This window comes from Streptomyces sp. NPDC058157 (assembly GCF_042884105.1).
Classification (GTDB): Bacteria; Actinomycetota; Actinomycetes; order Streptomycetales; family Streptomycetaceae; genus Streptomyces.
The window spans coordinates 1-26,389 of the sequence record NZ_JBHVUQ010000105.1; the positions used below are offsets into that span (position 1 = coordinate 1).

Genomic DNA, 26,389 nt, shown 5'->3' on the forward strand with positions numbered 1-26,389 from the left:
GGTCAAGGCGCCTCCTGGGTAGTGCGGGTGGGGTGGGGCGGGGTACGCCCACGACCATCCCAACGCGCACCGGCTTCCCAGGATTCCGCCCGGTCGGCTCCGGGCCCGCTCCCGGCCGCCTGCCGGCCGTGTCCCGGCCGTTTCCCGGCCGTGTCCCGGCCGCCCGCCGGCCCTGTCCCGGCCCGCTCCCGACCGCGCCCGCGGGCCGCGCGGCGCGGGCCCGGCTCGGCGCCGGGCCCGGCCGTCCGGGTCAGAGCGGGAGCAGGTCCGGGCGCTTGGCCTCGACGTGGTCGCCGGAGGACTCCCCGCGCAGCCGCCGCCCGATCCACGGCACGAGGTGCTCGCGCGCCCACTGGATGTTGTCCCGGGTGACGTCCACCGAGCCGCGCGGCGCGGCCGGCGGCCAGGGCTGGTCGGGGTCGGCGGGGACCTCGTAGCCGAGGACCTGCGCGGCGCGCAGCGCGACGCGGGTGTGGCCCTCGGGCGAGAGGTGGAGGCGGTCGCCGTCCCAGGCACGGCGGTCCTGGACGGTCTTGAGCGACCACAGGTCGAGCACCGGGCAGCCGTAGCGGTCGGCGATGGCGCGCACGTGGACGTTGTACGTCGCGATCTTGCCGCGCAGGTGCTTGAGGACGGGTACGCCCCGGGTGTCGAAACCGGTGGTGATCATGACGAGGCCGACGGCGCCGGTGAGGTCGGCCACGGCCGCCTCGAAGCGCTCCGCCACGTCGTCGGGGTCGCTGCCGGGCCGGATGATGTCGTTGCCGCCCGCACAGAAGGAGACGAGGTCGGGGGCCAGTTCCTTGGCCCGCGGAAGCTGCTCCTCGACGATCTGGTCGAGGACTTTGCCGCGTACCGCGAGGTTCGCGTACCGGAAGTCGTGCTCGTCGCGCTGATCCGCCAGGAGTACGGCGAGCCGGTCCGCCCAGCCGAGATACGAATCCCCGGGTCCCGGGTCCCCCACGCCTTCGGTGAAGCTGTCCCCGATCGCCGCGTACGAGCCGATGGTCTTGAGTGTCGTCTTCGTCGCTGCCACGGGAACCCATCCTTCACCCCCGCCGCCAACCTACGCCAACGTAATGAGGGGTTGACGGACCGTGATCTATACCACGCGGGGGATAAGGAATAAGTACACGCGGGGCCGGGACCCCCCTCGGGTCCCGGCCCCGCGCGCGTCGGTGCTCCGCCGCAGCGGCGGTCTCAGACGCTGACGCCCTTCGAGCGGAGGTAGGCCAGCGGGTCGATGTCGGAGCCGTAGGACGGGCCCGTGCGGATCTCGAAGTGGAGGTGCGGGCCGGTCACGTTGCCGGTGGCGCCGGAGAGGCCGATGCTCTGGCCGGCGGTGACGGTCTGGCCCGTCGAGACGTTCAGCTGGGACAGGTGGCCGTACTGGGAGTACTTGCCGTCGGCGTGCCGGATGACGACCTGGTTGCCGTAGGCACCGCCCCAGCCTGCGGAAACCACGGTGCCCGCGCCGACGGCCCGGACGGTGGTGCCGGTGCTCGCGATGAAGTCGACGCCGGTGTGGTAGCCGGAGGACCACATGGCGCCGGGCGTCCGGTACTGGGTGGAGATGCCGCCGCCGACGGGGGCGACGAACCCGGCGGCGCTCGCGGGCGCGGACTGGGCGGCGGGCGCGGACTGCTTCATTCCGCGAGAGGGGGCGGTGGCCCCCTTCAGCGGTGCGGAGCCCGCGGCGCCCGACGCGGCGGGGGCCTCCTCGGCCGGGGCGGCGTCGGCGGTGTCCTCACCGGCCGCCGGAGTTCCGCTCGAGGACCCCTGGGCGGGGGCCGCAGCCGGCTTGGGGGCGGCGGGGGCGGCGGCCGCGCCGAGGGCCAGGCGCAGACCCGGGTGGATGAGGGAGGGGTCGTCGCCGACGGCCTCGCGGTTGTCGGCGTACAGCTGCTCCCAGCCGCCGGAGATCCCGCGCTCGGCGGCGATGACCGAGAGGCAGTCGCCGGAGACGACCGTGTAGACGGACGGGGCGGCGGCCGGGGCCGCGGCGGGGACGGCCGCCCGCAGTGCCTGCGGGGCCTGGGCGGACGCGACGGCCGGGGCCGCGGCGGCGGGGGCGGCCGCGTGGGCCGCGGCGGCGCCCGTCAGCGGCAGCGCGAGGGCGGCGCCCCCGGTGCCGGCGAAGGCCAGGCCGCGGGATATGGAACGGGACTTCGGACGGCGGTGCTTACCCTTTCCGGGCATGGCGAATTCCTCTCCGGCGCCTGCGAGGTGAGCTGTCGGGTTCGGACTGGAGATGTCCGGCCGTACGGGTACGGCTTCACCCCGAGCCGCGCCGGATTTCGATCCGGCCCGGCGGCCTACCTGGTTCCCCCGCTCCTGCCGCGCGTCATGGTCGGGTGCGGTTCCCGGGCGGCGGCAGGATTAGGCGGTCCACCCGGATCGCTCGCGAAGGTAATCCAGCGGGGGCGCGGGCAACAAGCCGCGAATTCCCTGACGGAATAGCAGGTATGAGCGAGCGACGAAATTCTGGTCACCCTGCGTCCATTCCGCGCCGCCAACAACCGTCCCGGCATGGGAATTCGAGTTCCGCGATCAGGCACGCTCGGTCACCGTATGATCTGGCTCACGGAGTTCGGCCCGATCTCCCGTCCACCTATGGCAAGTTGGTTCCAACCAGAGCAATTCGGACAAGCGGCGCACCGTGGAGGAGCAGACGTGACCCAGCAGATACCGCAGGACCTTCCCGCGCACCCCGAACCCACGCCCGAGATGACCGGAGTGCGCAATTTCCGCGACGTGGGCGGCTTGCCGACCACGGACGGACGGAGGGTCAGGCCGGGACGGCTGTTCCGAAGCGGACATCTGGCGCATGCCACCGAAACCGATGCAGAATTCCTCGCCTCCCTCGGCCTGCACACCGTCTTCGACTTCCGCAACGCCGCCGACCGGGCCGTCGAGGGCCCGGACGTCGACCTGCCGGGCGTGCGGAACGTGAACGTCCCGCTCTCGGACCCGGCCGACGGCGGCCAGTTCTGGCGGATGGTCCGCGAGGGCGGCCTCGACCAGCTCCGCTCCCTCCTGGGCGACGGCAGGGCGGCCGCCCGCATGGCGGAGTCGTACCGCGAGATGGTCCGCCACCGCACCGCCGAGCACGGCCTGGTGGTGCGCGCCCTCGCCGAGGACAGCGTGCCCGCGCTCCTGCACTGCGCGGCGGGCAAGGACCGGGCGGGCCTGTCGATCGCCGTCACCCTGCTCGCCCTCGGGGTGGACCGCGACGCCATCGTGGCCGACTACATGGAGTCGAACGCCCCGCACAACCGCTACCGGATGCTGCGCGGCGCCGAGACGCCCGAGACCCGGCCCGCCGAGGTGACGGAGCTGCTGGCGCCGCTGTTCGACGCCCGCCCCGAGTACCTGGTCGCGGCGTACGAGACCGTCGACGCGTACTGGGGCGGGCCGGACCGCTACCTCTCCGAGGGCCTGGGGCTCACCCCGGAGACCCGGGAGCGGCTGCGCGACCGGCTGCTGGACTGAGCCCCGCGCGGGGCCCCGGCGTACCGGGGCCCCGTACCGTCAGCGGTTGCCGACGGCCTGCTTGACCAGGGTCCGGCCGAAGTCCCACATCAGCGAGCCCCCGCCGTGCGCCTCGTCCATGACCTCCCGGAAGGCCCCGACGAACCGGTCCACGTCCGCCTCGTCCACGATCAGCGGCGGGATCAGCTTGATGACCTCCAGGTGGTCCCCCGAGACCTGGGTGAGGATCCGGTGCCGGTTCAGCAGCGGCACCACGACCATCTGGGCGAACAGCCCCTTGCGGGCCGCCTGGAGCATGGTCCAGCGGCTGCGCAGGCCCAGCGAGGACGGCCGGCCGAACTCGATGCCGATCATCAGCCCGCGGCCGCGCACCTCGTGGAGCATCTCGTACTCGTCCACGAGCGCGGCCAGCCGCCCGCGCAGCAGGTCGCCCATGGCCCGGGCGTTGGCCACGACCCGCTCGTCCTCCATGACGTGCAGGACCGCCAGCCCGGCCGCCATCGCCTGGGCGTTGGCGCCGAAGCTCGCGGAGTGCACGAGGACGCGGTCCATGGACGAGTACACCTTCTGGAAGATCCAGTCCTTGCCCAGGGTCGCGCCGACGGGCACGTAGCCGCCGGAGAGCGCCTTGGCCACGCACACCAGGTCCGGCTCCACGCCCGGTTCGTGTTGGTACGCGTAGAAGTCCCCGGTCCGTCCGAGGCCGGTCTGCACCTCGTCGGCGATCAGCAGCGCCTTGTGCCGGTGCAGGAGCTCCTGGGCGGCGCGCAGGAACCCCGGCGGGGCGGCGTGCACCCCCTTGCCCTGGATCGGCTCGACCACGAAGGCGGCCACGTCGCCCCGGCGCAGCTCGCGCTCCAGCGCCCCCAGGTCCCCGAGGGCGATCTTCGTGTCGGGCAGCAGCGGGGCGAAGCCGTCGCGGAACCCGCCCTCGCCGTTGACCGACAGCGAGCCCGTGGTGAGCCCGTGGAAGGCGTGGTCGCAGTAGAGGACCCTGGGCCGGCCGGTGGCGTAGCGGGCGAACTTCAGGGCGGTCTCGACCGCCTCGGTGCCGCTGTTGCCGAAGAAGACCCGGTCCAGGTGGGGGCTGTGGGAGAGCAGCTTCTCGGCCAGCAGCCCGGGCAGCGGCTGGCAGTCGAAGCGGGTCAGGTCGGCGAGCTGGGCGTCCAGGACGTCGTGCAGGGCGCGGCGGACCACCGGGTGGTGGCGGCCCAGGCCCATCACTCCGAAGCCGGCGAGCATGTCGAGGTAGTCGTTGCCCTCGGCGTCCCAGAAGTGGGCGCCCTCGGCGCGCACGTAGACCTTGTCGAAGCCGATGGTGCGCAGCATGCGGGGCAGCTGGTGGTTGAGGTGGCGGGCGTGCAGCTCGTAGCGCTCCCCGCCGCGCTCGGCGAGCAGCGCGGCGAGGTCGAAACCACCGCCCGCCGCGCCGGCCGCCCCTCCCCCGCCGGCCGCCCCTGCCTGCGGCTCCGTCATGCCGACGCGTCCCGGTTCCCGGCGACCGTCTCGCGGGCGGCGCGCAGGGACTCCTTGAGGGAGCCCATGGTGGCGAGGACGGCGGTGGGCTCGTAGCCGCAGTGCGCCATGCAGTTGGCGCAGCGCGGGTCCTTGCCGCGGCCGTACTTGCTCCAGTCGGTGTCGTTCACCAGTTCCCGGTAGGTGGGGACGTATCCGTCGCTCATCAGGTAGCAGGGGCGCTGCCAGCCGAAGAGGGAGTAGTTCGGAATGGCCCAGGCGGTGCAGGGGAAATCGGCCTTGCCTTCGAGGAAGTCCAGGAAGAGCGGCGAGTGGTTCAGCCGCCAGCGGCGGCGGTTGCCGCCCGCGAAGGCCTTCTTGAAGAGTTCCCGGGTCTGCTCGACGCCCAGGAAGTGTTCCTGGTCGGGGGCCTTTTCGTAGGCATAGGCGGGCGAGATCATCATTTCGTCCACCTGGAGGTCGTCATTGAGGTAGTTCAGCACCTCGATGACGGTCTGCGGGGTGTCGGTGTTGAAGAAGGTGGAGTTGGTGGTCACGCGGAATCCGCGCCGCTTCGCCTCCTTGATCGCGGCGACGGCCTCGTCGAACACACCTTCCTTGGCCACGGATTCGTCGTGGCGTTCGCGCAGTCCGTCGATGTGCACGGCGAAGGCGAAGTAGGGGGACGGGGTGAACTTCTCGATCTTCTTGCGGAGCAGCATGGCGTTGGTGCAGAGGAAGACGTACTTCCGCCGGGCCACCAGCTGCCGGACGATCTCGTCGATCTGGGGGTGCATCAGGGGCTCGCCGCCCGCGATGGACACCATGGGCGCGCCGGACTCCAGGACGGCGCCGACCGCCTGGGCGACGGGCATGCGCTGCTTGAGGACGCCGGCCGGGTGCTGGATCTTGCCGCACCCCTCACAGGCCAGGTTGCACGCGTAGAGCGGCTCCAGCTCGACGATCAGCGGGAACTTCTCACGCTTGCGGAGCTTCTGTTCGAGAAGATAGGTCCCGACCCTGATGGACTGTCGCAGCGGCATGGCCATCTGGTTCACCTCCTGGGAATCAGCAACGAACGGTGCCATTCATGAAAAGCGGGCAGTACGGCACGTAGGACACGGAAGGCAGATATTCCACCGCGTACCGTGCCGATACGGACGAGCTCGTGCTCCGGAGCGTCCACGATCACCCGGACGGCCGCAACCGGGCGGCCCGCCCCGGAAGCGGTCCACAGGGTGGCCGCGGACTCCATGTCGACGGCGATCGCGCCGGCGGCCCGCAGCCGGTCGCGCTCCTGTCCCCGGACGACGTGGTCGGAGCCGGTCAGTACGCCGGTGTGCACGGTCCGCCCCGGAACGGCGCGGGCCAGTGCCCCGGCGAGCAGGGCGGTACCGGTGCAGGGGACCGCCCCGCGGGGATCGCGGGTCTCCTCCGCGACGACGAGGTCTCCGGGGTTCATCCCGGGGACCAGGCCGGCGCAGAAGCCGGTGGCGAGGACGGCGGCGCGTTCCATCCCCGGGCGCCCCAGGGCCCGGGCCACGGCCCGGTCGGCGGCGCGCGGGCCCATCCCGGTGCGCAGCACGGTGCCCCCGCCGGCGCCGCGGCCCGTACCGCCGAGGGCCGCCCGCTCGATGCGCAGGGCGCAGGCGATCAGCAGCGGCGGCGCGGACGGGGCCGCCCGGGCGGACATCAGACCCCCTCGGCCGCGACGGCAGCGGCGGCGGCGCCGGTCCCCGCGGCGCCCGGGCCGAAGGGCTCCCCGTACAGGTAGCGGCCCAGGGCGGTGAGCGGGAACACCTGCCGGTAGAGGTGGTAGTTGATGGAGAAGTCCCAGGGGAAGCCCGTCCCGGTGAAGTACGGCTCGTCCCAGGTGCCGTCGGCGCGCTGGGTCTGCACCAGGTACGCGAGCCCGCGCCGGACGGCCTCGCCCTCCCGCTCCCCCGCCGCCAGCAGGGCCATCAGCGCCCACGCGGTCTGGGAGGCCGTGGAGGCGCCCTTCCCCGCCCAGGAGCGGTCCTTGTAGGAGCGCTGGTCCTCGCCCCAGCCGCCGTCCGCGTTCTGCACGGACTCCAGCCAGCCGACGGCCCGCCGCACGGCGGGGTGCCGGGGGGAGATCCCGGCGGCGGTCAGGGCGGGGACCACCGAGCCCGTCCCGTACACGTAGTTGGTGCCCCAGCGGCCGAACCAGCTGCCCTCCGGCTCCTGTTCGGCGAGCAGCCAGGCGATGCCGCGCCGGGCGCGCGGGTCGCCGGCCTTCCCCTCGGCGGCGAGCATCTCCACCACGTGGGCGGTGACGTCGGCGGACGGCGGGTCGATGACCTCGCCGAAGTCGCAGAAGGGCAGCCGGTTGGGGAACGGGCTGGTGTTGTCGGCGTCGAAGGCGGCCCAGGCCCCGTCCTTGGACTGCATCCCGAGGGTCCAGGAGGTGCCGCGGGCGATGGCGGCCTCCACCTTCGCCGGCTCCGGGTGGCGGATCCGGCGCAGGGCCAGGACCACCTCGGCGGTGTCGTCGATGTCGGGGTAGGTGTCGTTGTGGAACTCGAAGGCCCAGCCGCCCGGGGCGAGTCCGGGGCGGCGCACGGCCCAGTCCCCGCTGCGCCGGATCTCCTCGCCGAGCATCCAGTCGGCGGCCTTCACCAGCGCCGGGTGGTCGGCGCCCACGCCCGCGTCGGCCAGGGCGATGGCGGCGAGACAGGTGTCCCAGACCGGAGACTGGCAGGCCTCGACCATGCGGGCGCCGTCCTCGCGCCAGACGGCGAAGCGGTCGAGGGATTCCAGTCCCGCCCGCATCACCGGGTGCCCCAGGTCGTAGCCGAGCAGGTGCAGGGCGATCACGGAGTACACGGCGGGGGGCTGGATGCCGCCCCAGCAGCCGTCGTTCTCCTGGCGCTCGACGATCCAGCGGCCGGCGGCGGCCATGGCCGCCTTGCGCAGCCGGCCCGGGGCGAAGCGCCGGTAGAGGTGCAGGGCCTTGTCCATGCGCTGGAAGGCCCCGTCCCAACTGGCCACCGGGGCCAGTGGTTTGGCCGGGTTCGGCTCGCGGGCGTCGGCGTGCAGCTCGTCGAGGGCGAAGGGGGCCGGGCGGACGGGCCGCAGCGCGGAGACGACGGTCAGCGGGACGATCGTCTGGCGGGCCCAGCAGCCGAAGTCGTAGATGTTCAGCGGCACCCAGGACGGCAGGAAGACCAGCTCGGGCGGGAGTTCGGGCAGGTGCTCCCAGCTCCACCAGCCGAAGAGGGCCAGCCAGATGCGGGTGAACACCCGGGCCGAGGCGATGCCGCCCTGCTCGCGGATCCAGGCGGAGGCGCGGGCCATGTGCGGGGCGTCGGGCAGGTCCCCGGCCAGCCGCAGGGCCACGTACGCCTCGATGGTGGCGGAGAGTTCGGGCGGGCCGCCGTGGAAGGTGGCCCAGGTGCCGTCGGGCTGCTGCTCGCCGCGGATGAAGAGGGCGGCGGCCCGGGTGGTCGCCTCGTCGCGGATGCCGAGGAACTGGCGCAGCAGCAGGTCCTCGGCGTCCATGGTGACGTTGGTCTGGAGGTCGCCCTTCCACCAGCCGTCCGCGTCCTGGCGGTCCAGCAGTTCGCGGACGGCCCGGTCGGTGGCCTCCTGGACTCCCTTGAGCAGGCCGGTGTCCTCGCCGGACGGGCCCGCGGCCGTGGCGGCGGGGGCCGCCGTGCTGTCGTGTCGCGGATCGGCGCCGTCGGTGATCGCACCGCCGCCGTCGGTCGTCGCTGTCATGGCTTCCCCTTCGTACCGTTCGTCGGCTGTGCCAGGGTCTGCCGTCGGCCGGGGTCCTCTCAGGAGGAGGGGCACCCGGCCGGCGACTCGCGATTCATATCCACTTTCCGGCGAAGATCACCTCTTGCGCACGACGACGAAGTCGGCGAGCGCGACGAGCTGCTCGCGCACCCGCTGCGGCATGTCCACGTCGTCGAGCGCTCGAACGGCGATCGCGTGCTGGCGGCGCGCCTCGTCGGCGGTCCACTGGCGGCCGCCGGCGGCCTCGATCAGGGCGGCGCGGTGGGCGAACTCCTCCTCCGAGAAGTTCTCGAAGTCGTTGCTCTTGGCATCGGCCGCGAGCAGCCTCGCAAGCTCCTCACATGCGGGTCCGCCCGCGGCGAGGGCCGCGACGACGGGCAGGGACTTCTTGCGCTGGCGCAGGTCGCTCCAGGTCTGCTTGCCGGTGGACTCGGGGTCGCCCCAGATGCCGAGGAGGTCGTCGACGGCCTGGAAGGCGAGGCCGAGGTGGTAGCCGTACTCCTCCAGCTTGTCGGCCGTGCGGTCGTCGGCGCCGCCGAGGACGGCGCCGATGGACACCGCGCACGCGAGCAGGGCTCCGGTCTTGTTCCCTTCCATCTCGAGGCACTCTTGAACGCTGACGCGCTCGCGGTGCTCGTAGGAGATGTCCTGGGCCTGGCCGTCGATGAGCTTGCGGCTGGCGGTGGTCAGCCGGCGGGTGGCGCGGCCGGCCTCGGCGGTGCCGAGCTCCAGCAGCACCTCGTTGGCGAGCGCGAAGAGGGCGTCGCCGACGAGGATGGCCAGCGCGGGGCCGTGGACCTTCCAGACCGTGTCGCGGTGGCGGCGCTGCTCGTCGCCGTCCATCAGGTCGTCGTGCAGCAGCGAGAAGTTGTGGACGAGTTCCACGGCGACGGCGCCGGGGATGCCGACCTCGGCGGGGGCCCCGGCCGCCTCGGCGGAGAGCAGGGCGAGGGCGGGGCGCACGGCCTTGCCGCCGTCGCCGTCCGCCGGGTTGCCCTGGGCGTCGATCCAGCCGAAGTGGTAGGCGGCGACGGTGTCCATGGGCGCCGCGAGCCGGTCGACCGCCGCGCGGAGCACGGGGGTCGACAGCGTGCGGCCGCGTTCGAGGAGGGCGAGGGTGTCGGTCTTCTCCGCTCCGGCGCCGGCCGTGCCCGCGCCGGCATCCGTGTTCTCGACAGCCGGGTTCCCCGGGTTCACTGGCTCTCCTCTGGTTCCTGTACGTGCTGTGCGGGTCGTGCTGGTGGTGCTCGTGGTGGTCGTCATACCGCCTCCTGCAGAGGATGTTCGCGGGGGCGGCCGAGAGCGGCGAGCGCGGCGTGTGCCGCGCCGAGGCCGCTGCGGACGGCGCTCTCCATGGTCGCGGGCCAGCCGGTGGCGGTCCACGCACCGGCGAGATAGAGCCCCGGCGTGTCGGTCCGGGGGCCGGGGCGCAGCCGGCCGACGCCGGGGGTGGGGGCGAAGGTGGCGGTGCGCTCGCGGGTGACGAAGAAGTCCCGTACCTTCGCGCCGCGGGCGGCCGGCAGCAGCCGTTCCAGTTCGGGCAGGTACTTGGCGCGCAGGACCGAGACGGGTTCGTCGATGTCGTCCTGGGCGACGGACTGGGACAGGGCCAGGTACTGGCCGCCGTCGGTGAGTCCGGAGGAGTCGGTGCGGTCGAAGACCCACTGGACGGGGGTGCCGAGGGCGGCGAAGAAGGGCTGCCGGAGCACCTTGCGGTCGTAGACGACGTGGACGTTGAGGATCGGGGCGGTGCCGATGTCGAGGAGCTTGTCGGGGTCGGCGAGCGCGCCGTGGGGCAGCAGCCCGTGGGCCTCGCGCTGCGGGACGGCGAGGACGACGGTCCCGGCGTCGAAGGACTCCCCGTCGGTGTCGACCCGCCAGTCGCCGTCACCGCCGCGGGTGACGGCGGTGACACGGGTGCGCAGCTCGGTGCGGACGCCGGCGGAGTCGAGGGCCTTGCGGGCGAGGGTGTCGTGGAGGTCGCCGAGCGGGACGCGGGCCCAGCCGATGTCGGCGGCGCCGTTCTCGGAGAGCAGGCCGGTCTTGAAGACCATGGCGGCCAGGCCCAGGGAGGACTGCGCGGCGGTGGCGTTGAGGGTGGCGATGCCGACGAGGTCCCACAGGGCCTCGACGGTGCGCGGGCTCTGGCCGTACCGGGCGAGCCAGGTGGCGAAGTCCAGGCCGTCGAGCGCGGGGTCGGCGGGGTCGAGGCGGCGCAGGGCGAGGGCGGCGCGGCCGACGGAGGCCCGCTCGGCGAGGGAGAGGTGCGGGTACGTGGCCAGGGAGGCGGCGAGGTGCAGCGGGACGGGCAGGGCGCTGCGGCGCAGCCGGCCCAGGCGGGGCCCGGCGGGGTGGGCCACGTCGAGGACGGGGACGTCGAGGCGGTCCTGGAGCGGGGCGAGGGCGGCGCCGTCGACCCGGTCGAGGAACCACCGGTAGGCGGTGCAGCAGCGCAGGTAGACGTGCTGGCCGTTGTCGACGGTCAGGTCGCCGCGCTTGAAGGAGAAGGCGAGGCCGCCGAGCCGGGGGCGTCCTTCGAGGAGGGTGACCCGCAGTCCGGCGTCGGCGAGTTCGAGGGCGGCGGTGACTCCGGCGAGCCCGCCGCCGATGACGACGGCGCGGTCGCTGCCGGTTCCGCTGCCGGTTCCGCTGCCGCTCATGATGCCTCCCGTGTGGTGCGCCGGCCCTCGGGGCCGGGGGGTGCTGCCGCGGTACGGGCGGGGCCCGGCCGGTAGGACGCGTCCACGCGCCCGCGGGTTGCCCGGCCGGGGCGCGGGGCCGCGGGGGCCTGCGGGGCCGGGCACGGTCGGCTCCGCCACGGGCCGGACCCGCGGGCCGGGGCCACGGACCGGGCCTGGCCGACGATCCAGGCCGTCACGGAACCCCGCACCGGCCCGGCGGGGCCGCTCGAGGCGCACCCCGGAGCCAGGGCCACGGCGGAGCCTGGAGCCGAGGGACGGGACGGGACGGTGCCCCGCACCTGCGCGGCGGGCCGGGCCGGGGCGGCGGCTGCGGACCCGGCGGGGCCGGCCCACCGGACCGGGCCGACGGACCGGCCCCGGGCGCTGCCCGGGGTCCGCGGGGTGGGCGGAGCCGGGGTGGGCGGCATCAGGCGCGCCTCCGGGCGGTCTGGCGGGAGATGGTGCGGGCGTCGAGGCCGGAGAGGCCGCGCACGGCCACGTACGCCTTCTCGTGGGTCGGCAGCGAGACGCGTCCGCGCAGGACGGCCGCGGGTTCGCGCTCGATGCGGTCCAGCAGGCGCCGGTAGATGCCGGCCATCGCGGCCACGCAGGCGCCGCTGCGCCGGTCGAGCATGGGCAGCAGCCGGTACCCCTCGGTGAAGAGGGCGCGGGCGCGCCGGACCTCGTGGTGGACCAGGCCCGGGAAGTCGGAGCCGGCGGGGAGGCGGCCGCTGCGGAAGCCCTCGGAGCAGCCGAACTTGGCGAGGTCCTCGGCGGGCAGGTAGGTGCGCCCGTTGCCGGCGTCCTCGCGGACGTCGCGGAGGATGTTGGTGAGCTGGAGGGCCAGCCCCAGGGTGTCGGCGTACTCCTCGGCGTGCTCGCCGGGGCCGACCGTGCCGAACACGCCGAGCGAGAGCCGGCCGATGGCGCCGGCGACGCAGCGGCAGTAGGCCTTGAGGTCGTCCCAGGTCTCGTACTCCTCGCCGCGGACGTCCATCAGGACCCCGTCGATGAGTTCGTCGAGGCCGCCGAGCGGGATCGGGAAGCGGCGGGCGGCGTGCGCGAGGGCGACGGCGACCGGGTCGGTGTCGTCCTCGTCTACCTCTCCGGCCCTGATCCGGCCGAGGACGGCGCGTGTGTCCTCCAGGCGGGCCAGTTTGGCCTCGGGGGCGAGGGTGCCGTCGCCGATGTCGTCGACGCGGCGCGAGAAGGCGTACAGCGCGGACATCGCCTGCCGCTTGTCGGTCGGCAGCAGCCGGATGCCGTAGGCGAAGTTGCGCGCCTGGGTCCCGGTCACGGCCTCGCAGTAGCTGTAGGCGGCGAGGACCGGGGCGGACGGGACGGACGCGTGGTTGGGGCCCTCCACGTTCGGGCTCACCCCTTTCTCGGCGCTGTGCGCAGGACGGCGGCCACCTCGCGGAGGAGCAGGCCTCGGGTGGGCTTGGGCGGGCCGGGCAGGACGTCGAAACCGGCGGCCGAGATCGCCCGCAGGGCGGCTCGCCCCCCTCCCACGAACCCCGCGAGCAACAGCCGTAGCCTGCCGTGCACGCTACCCACGAGGGGGGTGCCTTCATTCAGGAGTCCGTATGTGCGTTCTGTTTCGAAGGCGATCAGGGAACGCACGGACGCTCCGGCGGAGCGGGCCCCGAGGTCGGCCTCGGCGACGCGGAAGCGCCGCATGTCCTCGGCCGGGAGGTAGATCCGGTCGCGGGCGAGGTCCTCGGTGACGTCCTGGAGGTGTTCGGCGATCTGCAGGGCGGTGCAGACGGCGTCGGAGCGGCGGATCCGCTCGGGGGTGCTGGTGCCGGTGAGCTCCAGCACGAGGCGGCCGACGGTGTTGGCGGAGAGCTCGCAGTAGGCGAGGAGTTCCCCGTACGTGGCGTAGCGGGCGACCCGCTGGTCCTGGCGGTTGGCCTCGATGAGCCCGAGGAAGTGCTCGGGGCTGAGGCGGTGCTCGCGGGCGACGGGCTGGAGGGCGAGCAGCAGGGGGTGGCGCGGGGGGCCGTCGGTGCCGCCGAAGACGCGCAGCAGGTCGGCTTCCAGGGCGTCGAGCATCGCGGGGCGGTCGTCGGCGGCGGCCGGGTCGAGGCCGAGGAGGACGGCGTCGCGGCCGCCGGGGGCGAGGTCGCCGTCGCCGATGTCGTCGACGAGGCGGGCGTAGCCGTAGACCGCCATCAGGCCCTGGCGCCAGGCGCGGGGCAGGAAGGCGGGGGCGACGGGGAAGTTCTCCGAGGCGGCCTTGGCGAGGGTGGCGCCGGCGTGCGCGCCGGGGGCGCCGCCGGGGGCCGGGGCCGACGGGTGACGGACGCCGTGCCCGGGGGTCACCGGCCGCCGCCCGGGGCCGGGACGGCCGCTGTGCCTGGGGGCCGCAGAATTCCCGTAGCCATTGCCGTCACGTCTCCCGTTCTACACTGCCGACCCAAGTCATCCCATTTCGGACACGCCGCGGAGTTTACCGGGGAGTATCCCGGAGTGGCCCGGGGGAACCGGCTGCGGGGAATCGTCCCCTCTTGGCGCGATTCAGAACTGGTACAGCTTACGCCGTACAACACCACGGGGGTCTATCGGGTGCCCACCACGCCCGGAATGTCGGCCGCACGGCGAGGCCCCCGCCGCGGGGAGCGGCGGGGGCCTGGCGTGAGAGGGGGGCGGGTCAGTGGCTGCTGGCCTTCTCGTACGCCGCGACGACCTCTTCGGTGGGCCCGTCCATCAGGAGCTCGCCCTTCTCCAGCCACAGCACCCGGCTGCAGGTGTCGCGGATGGAGTTGTTGTTGTGGCTCACCAGGAAGACCGTGCCCGCCTTCTCCCGCAGCTCGCGGATGCGCGCCTCGGAGCGGACCTGGAACTTGCGGTCACCGGTGGCGAGCGCCTCGTCGATCATCAGGACGTCGTGGTCCTTGGCCGCGGCGATGGAGAACCGCAGGCGCGCGGCCATGCCGGACGAGTAGGTGCGCATCGGCAGGGAGATGAAGTCGCCCTTCTCGTTGATCCCCGAGAAGTCGACGATGTCCTGGTAGCGCTCCTTCACCTGCTCGCGGCTCATGCCCATCGCGAGCCCGCCGAGGACGACGTTGCGCTCGCCGGTGAGGTCGTTCATCAGCGCGGCGTTGACGCCGAGCAGCGAGGGCTGGCCGTCGGTGTAGACCTTGCCGGACTCGCAGGGCAGCAGGCCGGCGATGGCGCGCAGCAGGGTGGACTTGCCGGAGCCGTTGGAGCCGATGAGGCCGATGGCCTCGCCGCGGTAGGCGGTGAAGGAGACCCCGCGCACGGCGTGGACCTTGCGCACGCCCGGGGCGTCGCCCTTGCCGCGGCGCATGATCTTGCTGAGCGCGGCGGTGGCGCTGCCCTTGCCGGAGCTGCCGGTGTTGACGCGGTACACGATGTGCACCTCGTCGGCGATGACGGTGGGCACGCGGCCCTGGGTGTTGTCAGCCACGGCCGTAACGCTCCTCAGCCTTCCAGAAGTACACGAAACCGCCGAGGCCGATCACGACGGCCCAGCCGACGGCGAAGGCCCAGACGTGCGGCGGCAGGTGGTGCCGGCCGTAGTCGTCGATCAGCGCGTACCGGATCAGGTCCATGTAGATCGCCGCCGGGTTCCACTGGAGCACGTCGGTGACCCACGCCGGCACGTGCCGGTCCTTGAGCGCCCCGCTGATCGAGAACATGACGCCCGAGGCGTACATCCAGGTGCGCGTGATGAACGGCATCAGCTGCGCGAGGTCGGGGGTCTTCGCGCCCATCCGCCCGAAGATCAGCGCGAGGCCGGTGTTGAAGACGAACTGCAGCGCCAGCGTCGGGACGACCAGCAGCCAGGACAGCCTCGGGTAGTTGCCGAAGGAGATCGTGACGATCAGCACGACGATCATCGAGTACAGCAGCTGCTGGAGCTGCTGCATCGAGAAGGAGATCGGCAGGGAGGCGCGCGGGAAGTGCAGGGCGCGGACCAGTCCGAGGTTGCCGGGGATGGCCCGGACGCCGGCCATCAGCGAGCTCTGGGTGAAGGTGAAGACGAAGATGCCCGTCACCAGGAAGGGGATGTAGACCCCCTTGGGCATGCCGCGGCCCGCGTTCATGATCAGACCGAAGATCAGGTAGTAGACCAGCGCGTTGAGCAGCGGGGTCGCCACCTGCCAGATCTGCCCGAGCTTCGCCTCGCTGTACTGGGCGACCAGCTTGGCCCGGGAGAACGCCATGATGAAGTGGCGCCGGTCCCAGAGCTGGCGCACGTATCCGCCCAGGGTGGGCCGCGCGCCGCTGACGGACAGGCCGTACTTGACGGCGAGCTGCTCCGGGGTCAGCCCCGCGTCGTCGGACGGCGGCTTGCTCGTGGCGAGGGCGCCGTCGGGGGTTGTGTCACTCACAAGTTGAAACTTTCCGTCTTCCAGATGCGCAGGTGGGGCGTCGGGCCTGGAACGCCGGACCCGTGATCGGGGCTTATGGTCCCAGACGCGAGCTTCTCAGATGACAGGCGGTCGGCCCAGTCGCGTCAGCCGCCAGACCGTACGCCACCGCATGGGGCGCCGGGGACCGCAGGGGGAGGTCCAGCCCTCCTTGAACCCGCCGAACCAGGCCTTGAGGGCCGGTGCCGAGGGCCTGCGCACCAGCGTCAGCACCAGCCAGACCCCCAGGTAGACCGGCACCAGCGGGGCGGGCAGGTTGCGCCGGGCGAGCCACACCCGGTTACGGGCCACCATACGGTGGTAGACCGCGTGCCGGGAGGGCGCGGTCGTCGGGTGCAGCAGCACCATGTCCGCGCGGTAGTCGATCAGCCACCCGGCGTCCAGGGCCCGCCATGCCAGGTCGGTCTCCTCGTGGGCGTAGAAGAACTCGGCCGGCAGCAGTCCCACCTGCTCGAAGACCTTCGTGCGGACGGCATTGGCGCCGCCCAGGAAGGTGGTCACGCGGGAGGAGCGCATCGGGTCGGAGGCGCGCAGCCGGGGCACGTGGCGGCGCTGGGTCGCCCCGGTGTCCGGGTCGGCGATGCGGAAGCTGACGATCCCCAGCTCCGGGTCCTCGGCGAAGGCCTGCCGGCACAGCTCGGCGGTGTCGGTGCGCTCCAGGAGCCCGTCGTCGTCGAGGAAGAGCAGGACGTCCACGTCGCGGCCGCCGGGGCCGAAGGCCTCGATGCCGACGTTGCGGCCGCCTGGGATGCCCAGGTTCTCCGGGAGGTGCACGGTCCGGACGCCCTCGGGGAGGCCGGTGACCTCGACGCCCTGGCCGACGACGACCACCTCGACGGGGTCGCCGTCCTGGCGGGCCACCGAGTCCAGCAGCGCCTTCAGCTCGTCGGGGCGGTTGCCCATGGTGATGATCACCGCGCCGACGCGCAGCGGGGCGCTCACCGCAGCCTGCTCGACACGAGGATGGACACCAGGTGCAGCACCGTCTGCAGCAGCGCGATGCCGGCCAGTACGGCGACACCGAGGCGGGAGAAGAACAGGTCGCCGCGGACCTGGTCGAGGACCGCCAGCACCAGGATGAGCAGCGAGGCCTCGATGCCGAGGACCAGGCGGTGGAACTTCAGCGCGGCGGCGGCCCGGCGGGCCAGGGCCATGCCGGAGGAGCGCGGCTCGGCGGCGGACTCCTGGACCACGGGCTTGCCCGCCTGGTGGCGGGCGACGCCGACCAGGTCGGTCTCGGCCTTGATCAGGATCGCGCCGAGGGCCGCGAGGGTGCCCAGGAAGGCCCACAGCCAGTCGATCCGGCCGCCGCCCCACAGGTCGGCGGCGCGCAGCCCGAAGCCGACGAGGACCGCCGCGTCGCACAGGTAGGCGCCGACGCGGTCCAGGTAGACGCCGGAGAGCGAGAACTGCTTCTTCCAGCGGGCGACCTCGCCGTCGACGCAGTCGAGCAGCAGGTAGCCCTGGACGGCGAGCACCCCGAGGACGGCGCCCCAGACGCCCGGCACCAGCAGGGCCGGCGCGGCCAGGACACCGCTCAGGGTCATCACGTAGGTCAGCTGGTTGGGCGTGACCTTGGTGGTGACCAGCAGGCGGGTGATGCGCAGGGAGATCTCGCGCATGTAGAGGCGGCCGCCCCAGTGCTCGCCACTGCGCCGGTCCTTGACGCCCGCCGGGTGAACGACGGGGCGCAGTTCAGCTACGGATGGTCTGGGCATAGTCGGCGTAAGCGTCCCTGATCTCGGCTGCGGACAGGTTGAGGTGCTCCAGGATGGTGAACCGTCCCGGGCGGGTCTGGGGGGCGTACTCCACGGCCGCGACGAACTCGTCGGCGCTGAAGCCGATCTCCTCGGGCAGCACGGGCAGGCCGTGGCGGCGCAGCACCTCGACGAACAGCCCGGACTGCTCGCGGGCGCCGCGCAGGTGCATGGCGAAGGCGGCGCCGATGCCGACCTGCTCGCCGTGGAGCGCGGAGCGCCCGGGGTGGAGCAGGTCGAAGGCGTGGCTGATCTCGTGGCAGGCGCCGGACGAGGGGCGGCTGTCGCCGCTGATCGACATGGCGATGCCGGAGAGCACGAGGGCCTCGGAGAGCACGGTGAGGAACTCGTCGTCGCCGCAGCCGCCGGGGTGGCGCAGCACGGACTCCCCCGCGGTGCGGGCCATGGCCGCGGCCAGGCCGTCCACGGCCTCACCGGTGATCTTGTGCGAGAGCTCCCAGTCGGCGATGGCCGAGATGTTGGAGATCACGTCGCCGATGCCGGCGCGCACGAAGCGCGTGGGCGCCTCGCGGATCACGTCGAGGTCGATGACCATGGCGATCGGCGTGGGCACGCCGTAGGAGCCCCGGCCGTTGTCGTTGTCCAGGATGGACACCGGGGAGCAGATGCCGTCGTGGGAGAGGTTGGTGGCGATGGCCACCATGGGCAGCCCGACCCGCGCCGCGGCGTACTTCGCCACGTCGATGATCTTGCCGCCGCCCAGGCCCACGACGGCGTCGTAGCGGCGGCCCTTTATGTCGTCGGCGAGCTTGACCGCCGAGTCGATGGTGCCGTCGACGACCGGGTACCAGTCGGCGTGCGGCAGGGCCTGCTCCAGACGGGCGCGCAGCGCCTGCCCGGAGCCCCCGCTGATCGCGATCGCGAGCCGGCCGGACGCGGAGATCCGCTGGTCGGCGAGGATGCCGTCCAGCTTGTCCATCGCGCCCCGGCTGATGTCGACGACGACCGGCGAGGGGATCAGCCGCGTCAGTACTGGCATGCGATCGTCCGGCCCTTGGCGAGGTCGTCGTGGTTGTCGATCTCGACCCACTTCACGTCGCCGATGGGGGCCACGTCGATGGTGAAGCCGTCGTTCACGAGCTGCTGGTAGCCGTCCTCGTAGTAGAGGTCGGGGTCGCGCTCGAAGGTGGTCTTCAGGGCCTCGGCCAGCTGCTCGGCGGCCTCCGGCTCGATGAGGGTGACGCCGATGTACTCGCCGGTCGCGTCGGCCGGCTCCATCAGCTTGGTGATCTTCCGCACGCCCTCGGCGCCGCCGACCACGACCTTCATCTCCTCGTCGGCCAGGTTCTTGACCGTGTCGAGGGCGAGGATGATCTTCTGGCCGTTGCCGCGGGCGGCGAGGAGGGTCTTCTCGACGGAGACCGGGTGGACGGTGTCGCCGTTGGCGAGGATCACGCCCTGCTTGAGGACGTCACGCGCGCACCACAGGGAGTAGGCGTTGTTCCACTCCTCGGCCTTGTCGTTGTCGATCAGCGTGATCTTGACCCCGTACTTGGCCTCCAGCGCCTCGCGGCGCTCGTACACGGCCTCCTTGCGGTAGCCGACGACGATCGCGACCTCGGTCAGACCGACCTCGGCGAAGTTGCCCAGGGTCAGGTCGAGGACGGTGAGGCTGTCCTCCTGCCCCTCGGGGCCGACGGGCACGAGGGCCTTGGGCAGGGTGTCGGTGTAGGGACGCAGACGGCGTCCGGCACCGGCAGCGAGGACAAGGCCGATCATGCGGGTTCTCCTTCGTCGTGTACGGCGGGTGCTCCGGCGGAGACCCAGAAACGGATGCTCTCCACGAGCACGACCACGGCCACGAACACGGCCATGGCCGTGAGCGCGACGGGGAACGCGTCACGGGTGAGGACGGCGGCCAGAGCCGTGGTCAGCAGGACCCTGCCCTCGTGGCCGCCCGTCGTCCACACCAGCCAGCGCGGGGGGGCGTCCGAGCCACCGCGGATGCGGTAGACCGTGTCGTAGTGATGGTAGGCGACCGCCGCGACCAGTCCGAATGCGGCCGGAAGGGCCCCCGGGACGTCCGCCTTGACGGCCAGGACGAGGACGGTGGTGTACTCGGCGGCCCGGAACAGCGGGGGCAGCAGCCAGTCCAGCGGGCCGCGCAGCGGCGCGCCCACGGCGTCACCGCTGAGCACGACGTACAGCAGGGCGGCGAAGACGACGACCGGGCTGCCGAACGGCTCGTAGCAGGCGGCTCCGACCACCACGACCGCGCCCAGCACCGCGAAGGGCAGGCGCAGGCCGCGCAGCGGGTGCGAGGCGACCAGCCCGGCGAGCGGTCCCGAGTCGGCGAGGTCGGCCAGGGCCTTGGCCGCCCGGTCGGTCCGCTTCGCCTTGCGCGTCACCGAGCGCAGGACGCGTCCGGCGGTGGTGTAGAGCGCGCCGAAGGCGCAGCCGGCCAGCAGGGCGTAGAAGACGATCCGGGGGGTGGTCGCCGCCGTGAGGACCGCGATCATCGCCCAGCGCTCGCCGATCGGCAGGATGATCATCCGCCGGACCCAGACGGTCCAGCCGACGCTGTCGAGCCGGCCGGAGAGGGAGGCGGTGGGGCTGGTGTTGGCCGTGGCGTCGTGGTTGGCCTCGTTGAAGGAGAAGTCGACCACGTGCCGGCAGGTCATCAGGATCATCGAGCCGAGCGCGAGCGCCCAGACGTCGTCCCCGTTCCGGGCCGCTCCGAGCGCGAGGCCCGCGTAGAAGGCGTACTCCTTCACCCGGTCGAAGGTCGCGTCCAGCCAGGCGCCCATCGTCGAGTACTGGAGCGAGTAGCGGGCGAGCTGCCCGTCGGTGCAGTCCAGGACGAAGGAGACGAGCAGCAGCACGCCCGCGGTGACGTAGCCCCAGCGCTCGCCGGTGGCGGCGCAGCCCGCCGCGAGCAGCGCAGTGAGCAGGGAGGCGGTGGTGACCTGGTTGGGGGTCAGACCGCGGCGCGCGCACCAGCGGGCGATGTAGCGCGAGTACGGGCTGATGAAGAAGGTGGTGAAGAACCCGTCGCGGGCCTTGACCGCGCTGCGCAGCCGTACGGCCTCGTCGTCCACGGCCGCCACGGCGGCCAGGGCCTCGGCGCGCTCCGCCTCCCCGGCGGGCACGGCGGCGACGAGGGTGCCGAGCTCGGGCCGCTGGACGGTGGTCCCGGAGGCCTCGACGGCGGCGGCGAGCCGGTCCGCGTAGGGGCCCTCGCCGTCCGGGGCGAGCGCCGCGGCCCGCTCCAGGGCGGCCCGGGCGCCGGGCTGGACGGCGAAGGCGCCGGTCACGGCGCAGGCCTCGAAGCGCGGGTCGGTCAGGGCCAGGCGCAGCGCGTGCGGGTGCCCGACGAAGCCGCTGTCGACGACGGCCACCCGCTGCCCGGCGGGCACGCCGGCCAGCGCTTCGGGGGCGTCTTCGGGAGCGGGGACCGGGCGCACGTCGAAACCGAGCGAACGGAGCTCGTCTTCAAGCGGTGATCCGGGGACCGGCAGGCCGGTGAGGATGACGGTCGACAGACGGACTCACTCCTTGCAACGAACATTCCGGGCGGGCGCCTGGTGGGCGGCGGCAGAAAGCGCGGCGGCACGGCGGCTGCGGCTGTCGGCAGAGGCTATCGGATGAATGGAAGACGGCATTCATCAGCCGTTCGGCCCCCATCCGTCCGGTTTGCGGACGGATGTTAAGGTGGACGCCGGTTCGGAACGTGGAAGAGGTGGATTGATGACCGTCGCAGCGCTCGCTGCCGCGCGCAGCGAACTCCGGTACGTCTCCCCGTCTTCCCGGGCGTCCGGCCGGGTCTGATCCACGCCTGATCACGGCGACAGGCCCCGTCGGCCGGAGCCCCCCGTTCAAGGGTTCACGTTGACCGACACCACCAGCAACACCCACGACCACAGCTCCGCCGACGAGGTCTTCGCGGCCTTCATGGAGCTGCACCGCGGGCTGCCCCGGCAGTCCCCCGGTTCCGACACCACCACCCGGCACCTGCTGTCCCTGTGCGGACCGCTGCCCGAGCGGCCGCGCGTCCTCGACATCGGCTGCGGTCCGGGCCGCAGCGCCCTGCTCCTCGCCGCCGAGGCGGGCGGGGCGGGCCGCGCCGAGGTGACCGCCGTCGACCTCCACGAGCCGTTCCTGGAGGAGCTGCGCTCCGCCGCCGAGGCCCGGGGCCTCGACGGACGGGTCCGCGCGGTGCGCGCCGACATGGGCGCGCTGCCCTTCGAGGACGGCTCCTTCGACCTCGTCTGGGCGGAGGGCTCCGCCTTTGTCCTCGGCTTCGACCGGGCGCTGACCGAGTGGAAGCGGCTCCTCGCCCCCGGCGGCCGGCTCGTGCTCAGCGAATGCGAGTGGACCGCCGGGGACCCCTCGGCCGGGGCCCGCGCCTTCTGGGACCCGCAGTACCCGCTGCGCTCCACCGCCCGCAACACCGCGGCCGTCCAGGCGGCCGGCTACCGGCTGCTGGGCGACGTCCTCCAGCCGGACTCCGACTGGGCGGAGTACTACGGGCCGCTCGGCGAGCGGGCCGCGGCGGCCGTCGCCGCCACCCCCGCCGAGGCGGCCGCGCTGGCCGGCGTCCGCCAGGAGCTCGCCGTACGGGAGCGGCACGGGCACGAGTACGGCTACCGGGGCTGGGTGCTGGCCCCGGTGACCGCCGGGGACCCGGACCCGGACGGGACCCGCTGGCGGACCCGGCCCGAGACCGCCGCCGACGCGGCGGCCGTGCGGGCCGTCAACCTGGCGGCCTTCGAGACCCCGCTGGAGGCTGATCTCGTGGACGCGCTGCGCGCCGACGGGTCCTGGCTCCCGGGGCTGTCGTACGTGGCCGAGGGCCCGGACGGGTCGGTGGCGGCGCACGCCCTGCTGACCCGCTGCACGGTGGACGGCGCGCCGGCGCTCGCGCTCGCGCCGGTGGCGGCCGATCCGGCGCTCCAGCGCTCGGGCGCGGGCAGCGCGGTGGTACGGGCGCTGCTCGCGGCCGCCGCGGCGCGGGGGGAGGCGTTGGTGCTGGTCCTGGGGCATCCGTCGTACTACCCGCGCTTCGGGTTCGTCCCGGCCTCGCGCTACGGGATCCGGGCCCCGTTCGAGGTGCCGGACGAGGCGATGACGGCGCTGGTGCTGGACGATTCCGTTCCGGTGCCCGCGGGCACGATCGGGTATCCGGCCCCCTTCGGCGTCTGAGGCCCTGACGGGCCGTCCGGCCCCCGCCGTTACCACGCGGCGGGGGCCGGACATGCGCGGATGACCGAAGTGGGGACAAGCCCCTTTTGTACGGCAGACTGAAGACCGAAGTCCGAAGCGAAGGATGGGTATGCCGACCACATCAGCCACTGACGCCGACAACAGCGCGTCCGCCGGCACCGGCGCTCAAGAACCGATCATGCTCGAGCTGGTCGACGAGTCCGGCAACACCATCGGCACGGCGGAGAAGCTCTCCGCCCATCAGGCCCCCGGTCTGCTGCACCGGGCGTTCTCCGTGTTCCTCTTCGACGAGCAGGGCCGGCTGCTGCTCCAGCAGCGCGCCCTCGGGAAGTACCACTCCCCCGGCGTCTGGTCGAACACCTGTTGCGGTCACCCGTACCCCGGCGAGTCCCCGTTCGCGGCGGCCGCCCGGCGCACCCACGAGGAGCTGGGGCTCTCGCCCTCCCTGCTCGCGCAGGCGGGGACGGTGCGCTACAACCACCCGGACCCGGCCTCGGGCCTGGTCGAGCAGGAGTACAACCACCTGTTCGTGGGACTCGCCCAGGCCTCGCTCCACCCGGATCCGGAGGAGGTCGGCGACACCGCCTTCGTCACGGCCGAGGAGCTGGCGAAGCGGCACGCGGAGGCGCCGTTCTCGGCCTGGTTCATGACGGTGCTCGACGCCGCGCGTCCCGCGATCCGCGAACTGACCGGCGACGCGGCCGGCTGGTAGCCGCTGCGCCGTTCGGGTGCGGTGCGGGGCCCGGTGGGCGGCGGGCCCGGGGTCTCAGAGGGGCCGGGCCGGGGCCTTGAGCGGCAGGGCGGCCCAGATCACCTTGCCGCCGGTGGAGGTGTGCTCGACGTCGCACACCCCGCCGGCCTCCAGGGTGACCTCGCGGACCAGGAGCAGGCCCCGGCCGCCGGTCTGGCCGAAGTCGGCCTCGAGCGCCTTGGGCCGGTACGGGTGGTCGTCCTCGACGGCCACCCGCACCCACTCCGGGCCCACGGCCACCTCGACGGCCACCTCCGGGGAGAGCAGGGCGGCGTGCCGGACCGAGTTCGTCACCAGCTCGGAGACGATCAGCAGCAGGGAGTACACCAGGTCCTGCGAGGCCGGCACCCCCTGGCGGCCGAGCAGGTCGCGGACCGCCCGGCGGGCCTGCGGAACGGATTCTTCTACCGCCGGCGCGGTGAAACGCCACACCCCCTCGTACATGAGGGGGTCGGCCGGAGCCGCCGTCTCACCTCCCCTGGCCTGCGGGATGCTCCCGCTGTCGTCCATGTTCCGGCCCCCGTCTTCACGCTCGATCGTCTCCACGCGTCAAGAGTGGCGAGCCGTCTGGTCCGGACCGCTCCGCTGACCAGAAGTCAGCAGCAATCGGACACTTTCTGACCGTCGGCGTATGACGGAGTCAGTTGTTGGACTGTTCCTGATCCGCCACGCTCCGCTTGGCAGCGGCTGCCGTGTCCTGCCCGCTCACCGTGTCTTCCCTGACCAGACCCAGGATCCGCCGGGCGCCCATGCCCACCGCCACCAGGCTCAGCCCGTCGAACAGCAGCGCCAGGGAGAAGAAGGTCCCGATCACGTACAGGCTGCTGCCGGGCCACCCCCACAGGATCAGGATGCCGAGCAGGATCCCGAAGGCGCCCTGGATCAGGGACAGCCCGAAGTTGGGTCCGCGCACCACCAGGGAGCCCGCGAGCCGGAACACCCCTCCGGTGAGGAACAGCAGCGCGGCGAACATGGTCAGCGCCTCGGCGCTCGCCTCGGGCCGGCGCAGGATCACGAACCCGGCGGCGAGGTTGACCGCGGCGACGATGACCGCCAGCCAGAAGTAGTTGCTCCGGCGCGACTGGACCGCCTGGACGAGACCGACCAGCCCGCCGACCAGCAGCAGCCAGCCGAAGAGGAACATCGAGGTCAGGGTGGCCACCCCGGCGTAGACGAGGCCCACCAGCCCCGCCAGCACCAGGACCACACCGAGGAGCGCCAGCAGCCCGAAGCTGCGGCCGAGCTTCTTCTTCTCCTGCTGCTGCGGCTGCTGCTTCCGCTCGGCCTTCCGCTCGGCCTTCCGGTCGACGCCCATGGGCGGGCCACCTCCTCGCACCCCCCGGGGGACGGAGTCCCCTTGATCATAGGATCGTCGCCCCGGGATAGCATCCGGCGCATGGACGCAGCCCGGGAAGCAGCCCTCCGCCACACGGTCGCCGACGGGGTGGCCACGGTCACCCTCTCCCACCCCGCCAAGCGGAACGCCATGACGGCCGCCATGTGGCGCGCCCTGCCGGAGCTGCTGGCGGAGCTGGCCGCCGACCCGGCCGTACGGGTGCTGGTCCTGACCGGAGCCGGTGCGACCTTCTGCGCCGGCGCCGACATCTCCTCCCTCACCGGGGACGAGGACCCGCAGGCCCTGGCGGTGGCGGCCGAGGAGGCCCTGGCCGCGTTCCCCCAGCCGACGGTGGCGGCGGTCCGCGGCTTCTGCGTGGGCGGCGGCAGCCAGCTGGCGGCGGCGTGCGACCTGCGGTTCGCGGAGGAGGGCGCGCGGTTCGGGGTGACCCCGGCGAAGCTGGGCATCGTCTACCCGGCCTCCTCCACCCGCCGGCTGGCCTCGCTGGTGGGCCCGGCGTGGGCCAAGTACCTGCTGTTCTCGGCCGAGCTGATCGGGGCGGAGACCGCGCTGCGGGCCGGGTTCCTGAACGAGCTGCTGCCGGCCGGCGAACTGGACGAGCGGGTGGCGGAGTTCACCCGGACCCTCACCGCGCGCTCGCGGCTGACGCAGGCCGCGGCGAAGGAGTTCGCGGACGGGCGCACCGACCGGGACGCGTACTGGAGCGCCCAGGCGGCCGCGAGCGGCGACACCGCGGAGGGGGTCGCCGCCTTCCTGGAACGCCGTGACCCGGTGTTCAGCTGGCGTCCCGGCCCGGCTGGGGCTTAGCCGTCAGGGGGTTGGCGGAGCGCAGCCGGGCGACGATCTCGGCCGGGGCCTTGGCCGGGGAGCCGGCGTCGTAGGGCGGCTGGGGGTCGTACTCGCACATCAGCTGCACGGTCTGGGCGTAGGCGTCCCCGGCGATCCGGCCGAGCAGGCCGAGCCCCATGTCCAGGCCGGAGGAGACCCCGGCGGCGGTGACGTACTTGCCGTCGAAGACCACCCGCTCGCCGGTGGGCTCGGCCCCGAAGGGGGCCAGGTGGTCCAGGTACAGCCAGTGGCTGGTCGCCCGGCGCCCGTCGAGCAGGCCGGCGGCGGCCAGGAGCAGCGAGCCGGTGCAGACGGACGTGGTCCAGGTGGTGGTGGCGTCCACGGAGCGGAGCCAGTCGAGGACGGCGGGGTTCTTCATCTCCACCTCGGGGTGCGGGCCGCCGGGGACGATGACGATGTCGGGGCGGGGCACCTCGTCGAGCGACTTCTCGGCGACGAGGACGGCCGCGCCGTTGTCGGTGCGCACGGGGCCCTTGTGCTCCGCCACGAAGACGGTCTCGGCGCCTTCGAGGCGGCTGAGGGTCTCGTAGGGGCCGATGGCGTCGAGGGCGGTGAAGCGGTCGTAGAGCAGGACGGCGATCTGCATGTCTCCTCCGGAGGGGGTGCTGTGACGTGTCGGGCCGCCCCGGCGGGGTGGCCGCTTGTTGCGCCGGGCGCGGACCCGGGTGTGCCGCTGCGCGGGGCGAGGTCCCCTACCC

At 73.2% G+C, this 26,389-nt stretch carries 24 protein-coding genes and 1 riboswitch; of the genes, 4 read left to right on the top strand and 20 right to left on the bottom strand.

What is annotated here, in order from left to right; all coding sequences use genetic code 11:
* Positions 1 to 250: 250 nt before the first annotated feature.
* Complete coding sequence (locus ACFVXK_RS24130) at positions 251 to 1,036, bottom strand: SGNH/GDSL hydrolase family protein (protein ID WP_389614886.1); 786 nt, start codon at positions 1,034 to 1,036, stop codon at positions 251 to 253.
* Between the two features lie 164 nt (positions 1,037 to 1,200).
* Positions 1,201 to 2,199, bottom strand: coding sequence for a LysM peptidoglycan-binding domain-containing M23 family metallopeptidase (locus tag ACFVXK_RS24135; RefSeq protein WP_389614888.1), 999 nt, complete (start codon positions 2,197 to 2,199; stop codon positions 1,201 to 1,203).
* A gap of 4 nt (positions 2,200 to 2,203) precedes the next feature.
* A riboswitch (cyclic di-AMP (ydaO/yuaA leader) is annotated at positions 2,204 to 2,396 on the bottom strand.
* Between the two features lie 331 nt (positions 2,397 to 2,727).
* Here ACFVXK_RS24135 and ACFVXK_RS24140 point away from each other — a divergent pair.
* Complete coding sequence (locus tag ACFVXK_RS24140; protein ID WP_389614920.1) at positions 2,728 to 3,492, top strand: tyrosine-protein phosphatase; 765 nt, start codon at positions 2,728 to 2,730, stop codon at positions 3,490 to 3,492.
* Positions 3,493 to 3,531: 39 nt separating this feature from the next.
* On the opposite strand, the gene ACFVXK_RS24145 is transcribed toward ACFVXK_RS24140, so the two are convergent.
* From ACFVXK_RS24145 to ACFVXK_RS24215, 15 genes are all read right to left on the bottom strand, one after another.
* The gene (locus ACFVXK_RS24145) at positions 3,532 to 4,968 is read right to left on the bottom strand and encodes an aspartate aminotransferase family protein (protein WP_389614890.1); all 1,437 of its coding nucleotides are present in this window, start codon (positions 4,966 to 4,968) and stop codon (positions 3,532 to 3,534) included.
* Positions 4,965 to 5,996, bottom strand: coding sequence for an adenosyl-hopene transferase HpnH (hpnH, locus tag ACFVXK_RS24150; protein ID WP_389614892.1), 1,032 nt, complete (start codon positions 5,994 to 5,996; stop codon positions 4,965 to 4,967). Before hpnH ends, ACFVXK_RS24145 begins: the two co-directional genes overlap by 4 nt.
* Before the next feature lie 5 nt (positions 5,997 to 6,001).
* Positions 6,002 to 6,640, bottom strand: coding sequence for a 1-hydroxy-2-methyl-2-butenyl 4-diphosphate reductase (locus tag ACFVXK_RS24155; protein WP_389614894.1), 639 nt, complete (start codon positions 6,638 to 6,640; stop codon positions 6,002 to 6,004).
* Positions 6,640 to 8,688 carry a squalene--hopene cyclase gene (gene shc, locus ACFVXK_RS24160; RefSeq protein WP_389614896.1) on the bottom strand — a complete coding sequence of 683 codons (2,049 nt, stop codon included), beginning with the start codon at positions 8,686 to 8,688 and terminating at the stop codon, positions 6,640 to 6,642. Before shc ends, ACFVXK_RS24155 begins: the two co-directional genes overlap by 1 nt.
* Before the next feature lie 117 nt (positions 8,689 to 8,805).
* The gene (locus ACFVXK_RS24165; protein WP_389614898.1) at positions 8,806 to 9,906 is read right to left on the bottom strand and encodes a polyprenyl synthetase family protein; all 1,101 of its coding nucleotides are present in this window, start codon (positions 9,904 to 9,906) and stop codon (positions 8,806 to 8,808) included.
* A 62-nt stretch (positions 9,907 to 9,968) separates the two neighbouring features.
* Positions 9,969 to 11,369 carry a hydroxysqualene dehydroxylase HpnE gene (hpnE, locus tag ACFVXK_RS24170; protein WP_389614900.1) on the bottom strand — a complete coding sequence of 467 codons (1,401 nt, stop codon included), beginning with the start codon at positions 11,367 to 11,369 and terminating at the stop codon, positions 9,969 to 9,971.
* A 448-nt stretch (positions 11,370 to 11,817) separates the two neighbouring features.
* Positions 11,818 to 12,768 (bottom strand): presqualene diphosphate synthase HpnD, encoded by a 951-nt coding sequence (gene hpnD, locus ACFVXK_RS24175; RefSeq protein WP_100862452.1) that lies wholly within the window; start codon positions 12,766 to 12,768, stop codon positions 11,818 to 11,820.
* Positions 12,765 to 13,715 (bottom strand): squalene synthase HpnC, encoded by a 951-nt coding sequence (hpnC, locus tag ACFVXK_RS24180; protein WP_389614902.1) that lies wholly within the window; start codon positions 13,713 to 13,715, stop codon positions 12,765 to 12,767. The genes hpnD and hpnC overlap by 4 nt, the downstream gene beginning before the upstream one ends.
* 328 nt (positions 13,716 to 14,043) lie before the next feature.
* Positions 14,044 to 14,826, bottom strand: a complete 783-nt coding sequence (locus ACFVXK_RS24185) for an ABC transporter ATP-binding protein (RefSeq protein WP_389614904.1) — start codon at positions 14,824 to 14,826, stop codon at positions 14,044 to 14,046.
* The gene (locus ACFVXK_RS24190; RefSeq protein WP_389614906.1) at positions 14,819 to 15,754 is read right to left on the bottom strand and encodes an ABC transporter permease; all 936 of its coding nucleotides are present in this window, start codon (positions 15,752 to 15,754) and stop codon (positions 14,819 to 14,821) included. The genes ACFVXK_RS24185 and ACFVXK_RS24190 overlap by 8 nt, the downstream gene beginning before the upstream one ends.
* A 96-nt stretch (positions 15,755 to 15,850) precedes the next feature.
* Positions 15,851 to 16,696 (bottom strand): glycosyltransferase family 2 protein, encoded by an 846-nt coding sequence (locus ACFVXK_RS24195; protein ID WP_389614922.1) that lies wholly within the window; start codon positions 16,694 to 16,696, stop codon positions 15,851 to 15,853.
* Between the two features lie 35 nt (positions 16,697 to 16,731).
* Complete coding sequence (locus ACFVXK_RS24200; RefSeq protein ID WP_389614908.1) at positions 16,732 to 17,511, bottom strand: CDP-alcohol phosphatidyltransferase family protein; 780 nt, start codon at positions 17,509 to 17,511, stop codon at positions 16,732 to 16,734.
* The gene (locus ACFVXK_RS24205) at positions 17,489 to 18,550 is read right to left on the bottom strand and encodes an iron-containing alcohol dehydrogenase family protein (RefSeq protein WP_389614910.1); all 1,062 of its coding nucleotides are present in this window, start codon (positions 18,548 to 18,550) and stop codon (positions 17,489 to 17,491) included. Before ACFVXK_RS24205 ends, ACFVXK_RS24200 begins: the two co-directional genes overlap by 23 nt.
* Positions 18,538 to 19,290, bottom strand: a complete 753-nt coding sequence (locus ACFVXK_RS24210) for a sugar phosphate nucleotidyltransferase (RefSeq protein WP_389614912.1) — start codon at positions 19,288 to 19,290, stop codon at positions 18,538 to 18,540. Before ACFVXK_RS24210 ends, ACFVXK_RS24205 begins: the two co-directional genes overlap by 13 nt.
* Positions 19,287 to 21,053, bottom strand: a complete 1,767-nt coding sequence (locus ACFVXK_RS24215; protein WP_389614924.1) for a DUF5941 domain-containing protein — start codon at positions 21,051 to 21,053, stop codon at positions 19,287 to 19,289. The genes ACFVXK_RS24210 and ACFVXK_RS24215 overlap by 4 nt, the downstream gene beginning before the upstream one ends.
* A 409-nt stretch (positions 21,054 to 21,462) precedes the next feature.
* On the opposite strand from ACFVXK_RS24215, the gene ACFVXK_RS24220 reads away from it, so the two are divergent.
* Both ACFVXK_RS24220 and idi read left to right on the top strand, forming a co-directional pair.
* On the top strand, positions 21,463 to 22,713 hold the full coding sequence (locus tag ACFVXK_RS24220; RefSeq protein WP_389614926.1) for a methyltransferase domain-containing protein: 1,251 nt from the start codon (positions 21,463 to 21,465) through the stop codon (positions 22,711 to 22,713).
* Positions 22,714 to 22,843: 130 nt separating this feature from the next.
* Positions 22,844 to 23,446: an isopentenyl-diphosphate Delta-isomerase gene (gene idi / locus ACFVXK_RS24225; protein ID WP_389614914.1), complete on the top strand. Its 603-nt coding sequence runs from the start codon at positions 22,844 to 22,846 to the stop codon at positions 23,444 to 23,446.
* Positions 23,447 to 23,500: 54 nt separating this feature from the next.
* Here idi and ACFVXK_RS24230 read toward each other — a convergent pair whose 3' ends face one another.
* Both ACFVXK_RS24230 and ACFVXK_RS24235 read right to left on the bottom strand, forming a co-directional pair.
* The gene (locus tag ACFVXK_RS24230; RefSeq protein ID WP_389614928.1) at positions 23,501 to 23,995 is read right to left on the bottom strand and encodes an ATP-binding protein; all 495 of its coding nucleotides are present in this window, start codon (positions 23,993 to 23,995) and stop codon (positions 23,501 to 23,503) included.
* Between the two features lie 130 nt (positions 23,996 to 24,125).
* Positions 24,126 to 24,800 carry an HdeD family acid-resistance protein gene (locus tag ACFVXK_RS24235; RefSeq protein WP_389614916.1) on the bottom strand — a complete coding sequence of 225 codons (675 nt, stop codon included), beginning with the start codon at positions 24,798 to 24,800 and terminating at the stop codon, positions 24,126 to 24,128.
* An 81-nt stretch (positions 24,801 to 24,881) separates the two neighbouring features.
* Here ACFVXK_RS24235 and ACFVXK_RS24240 point away from each other — a divergent pair, with 81 nt between their 5' ends.
* The gene (locus tag ACFVXK_RS24240; protein ID WP_389614918.1) at positions 24,882 to 25,649 is read left to right on the top strand and encodes an enoyl-CoA hydratase/isomerase family protein; all 768 of its coding nucleotides are present in this window, start codon (positions 24,882 to 24,884) and stop codon (positions 25,647 to 25,649) included.
* On the opposite strand, the gene ACFVXK_RS24245 is transcribed toward ACFVXK_RS24240, so the two are convergent.
* The gene (locus ACFVXK_RS24245; RefSeq protein ID WP_389614930.1) at positions 25,618 to 26,277 is read right to left on the bottom strand and encodes a DJ-1/PfpI family protein; all 660 of its coding nucleotides are present in this window, start codon (positions 26,275 to 26,277) and stop codon (positions 25,618 to 25,620) included. The genes ACFVXK_RS24240 and ACFVXK_RS24245 overlap by 32 nt on opposite strands.
* Between the last annotated feature and the right edge of the window lie 112 nt (positions 26,278 to 26,389).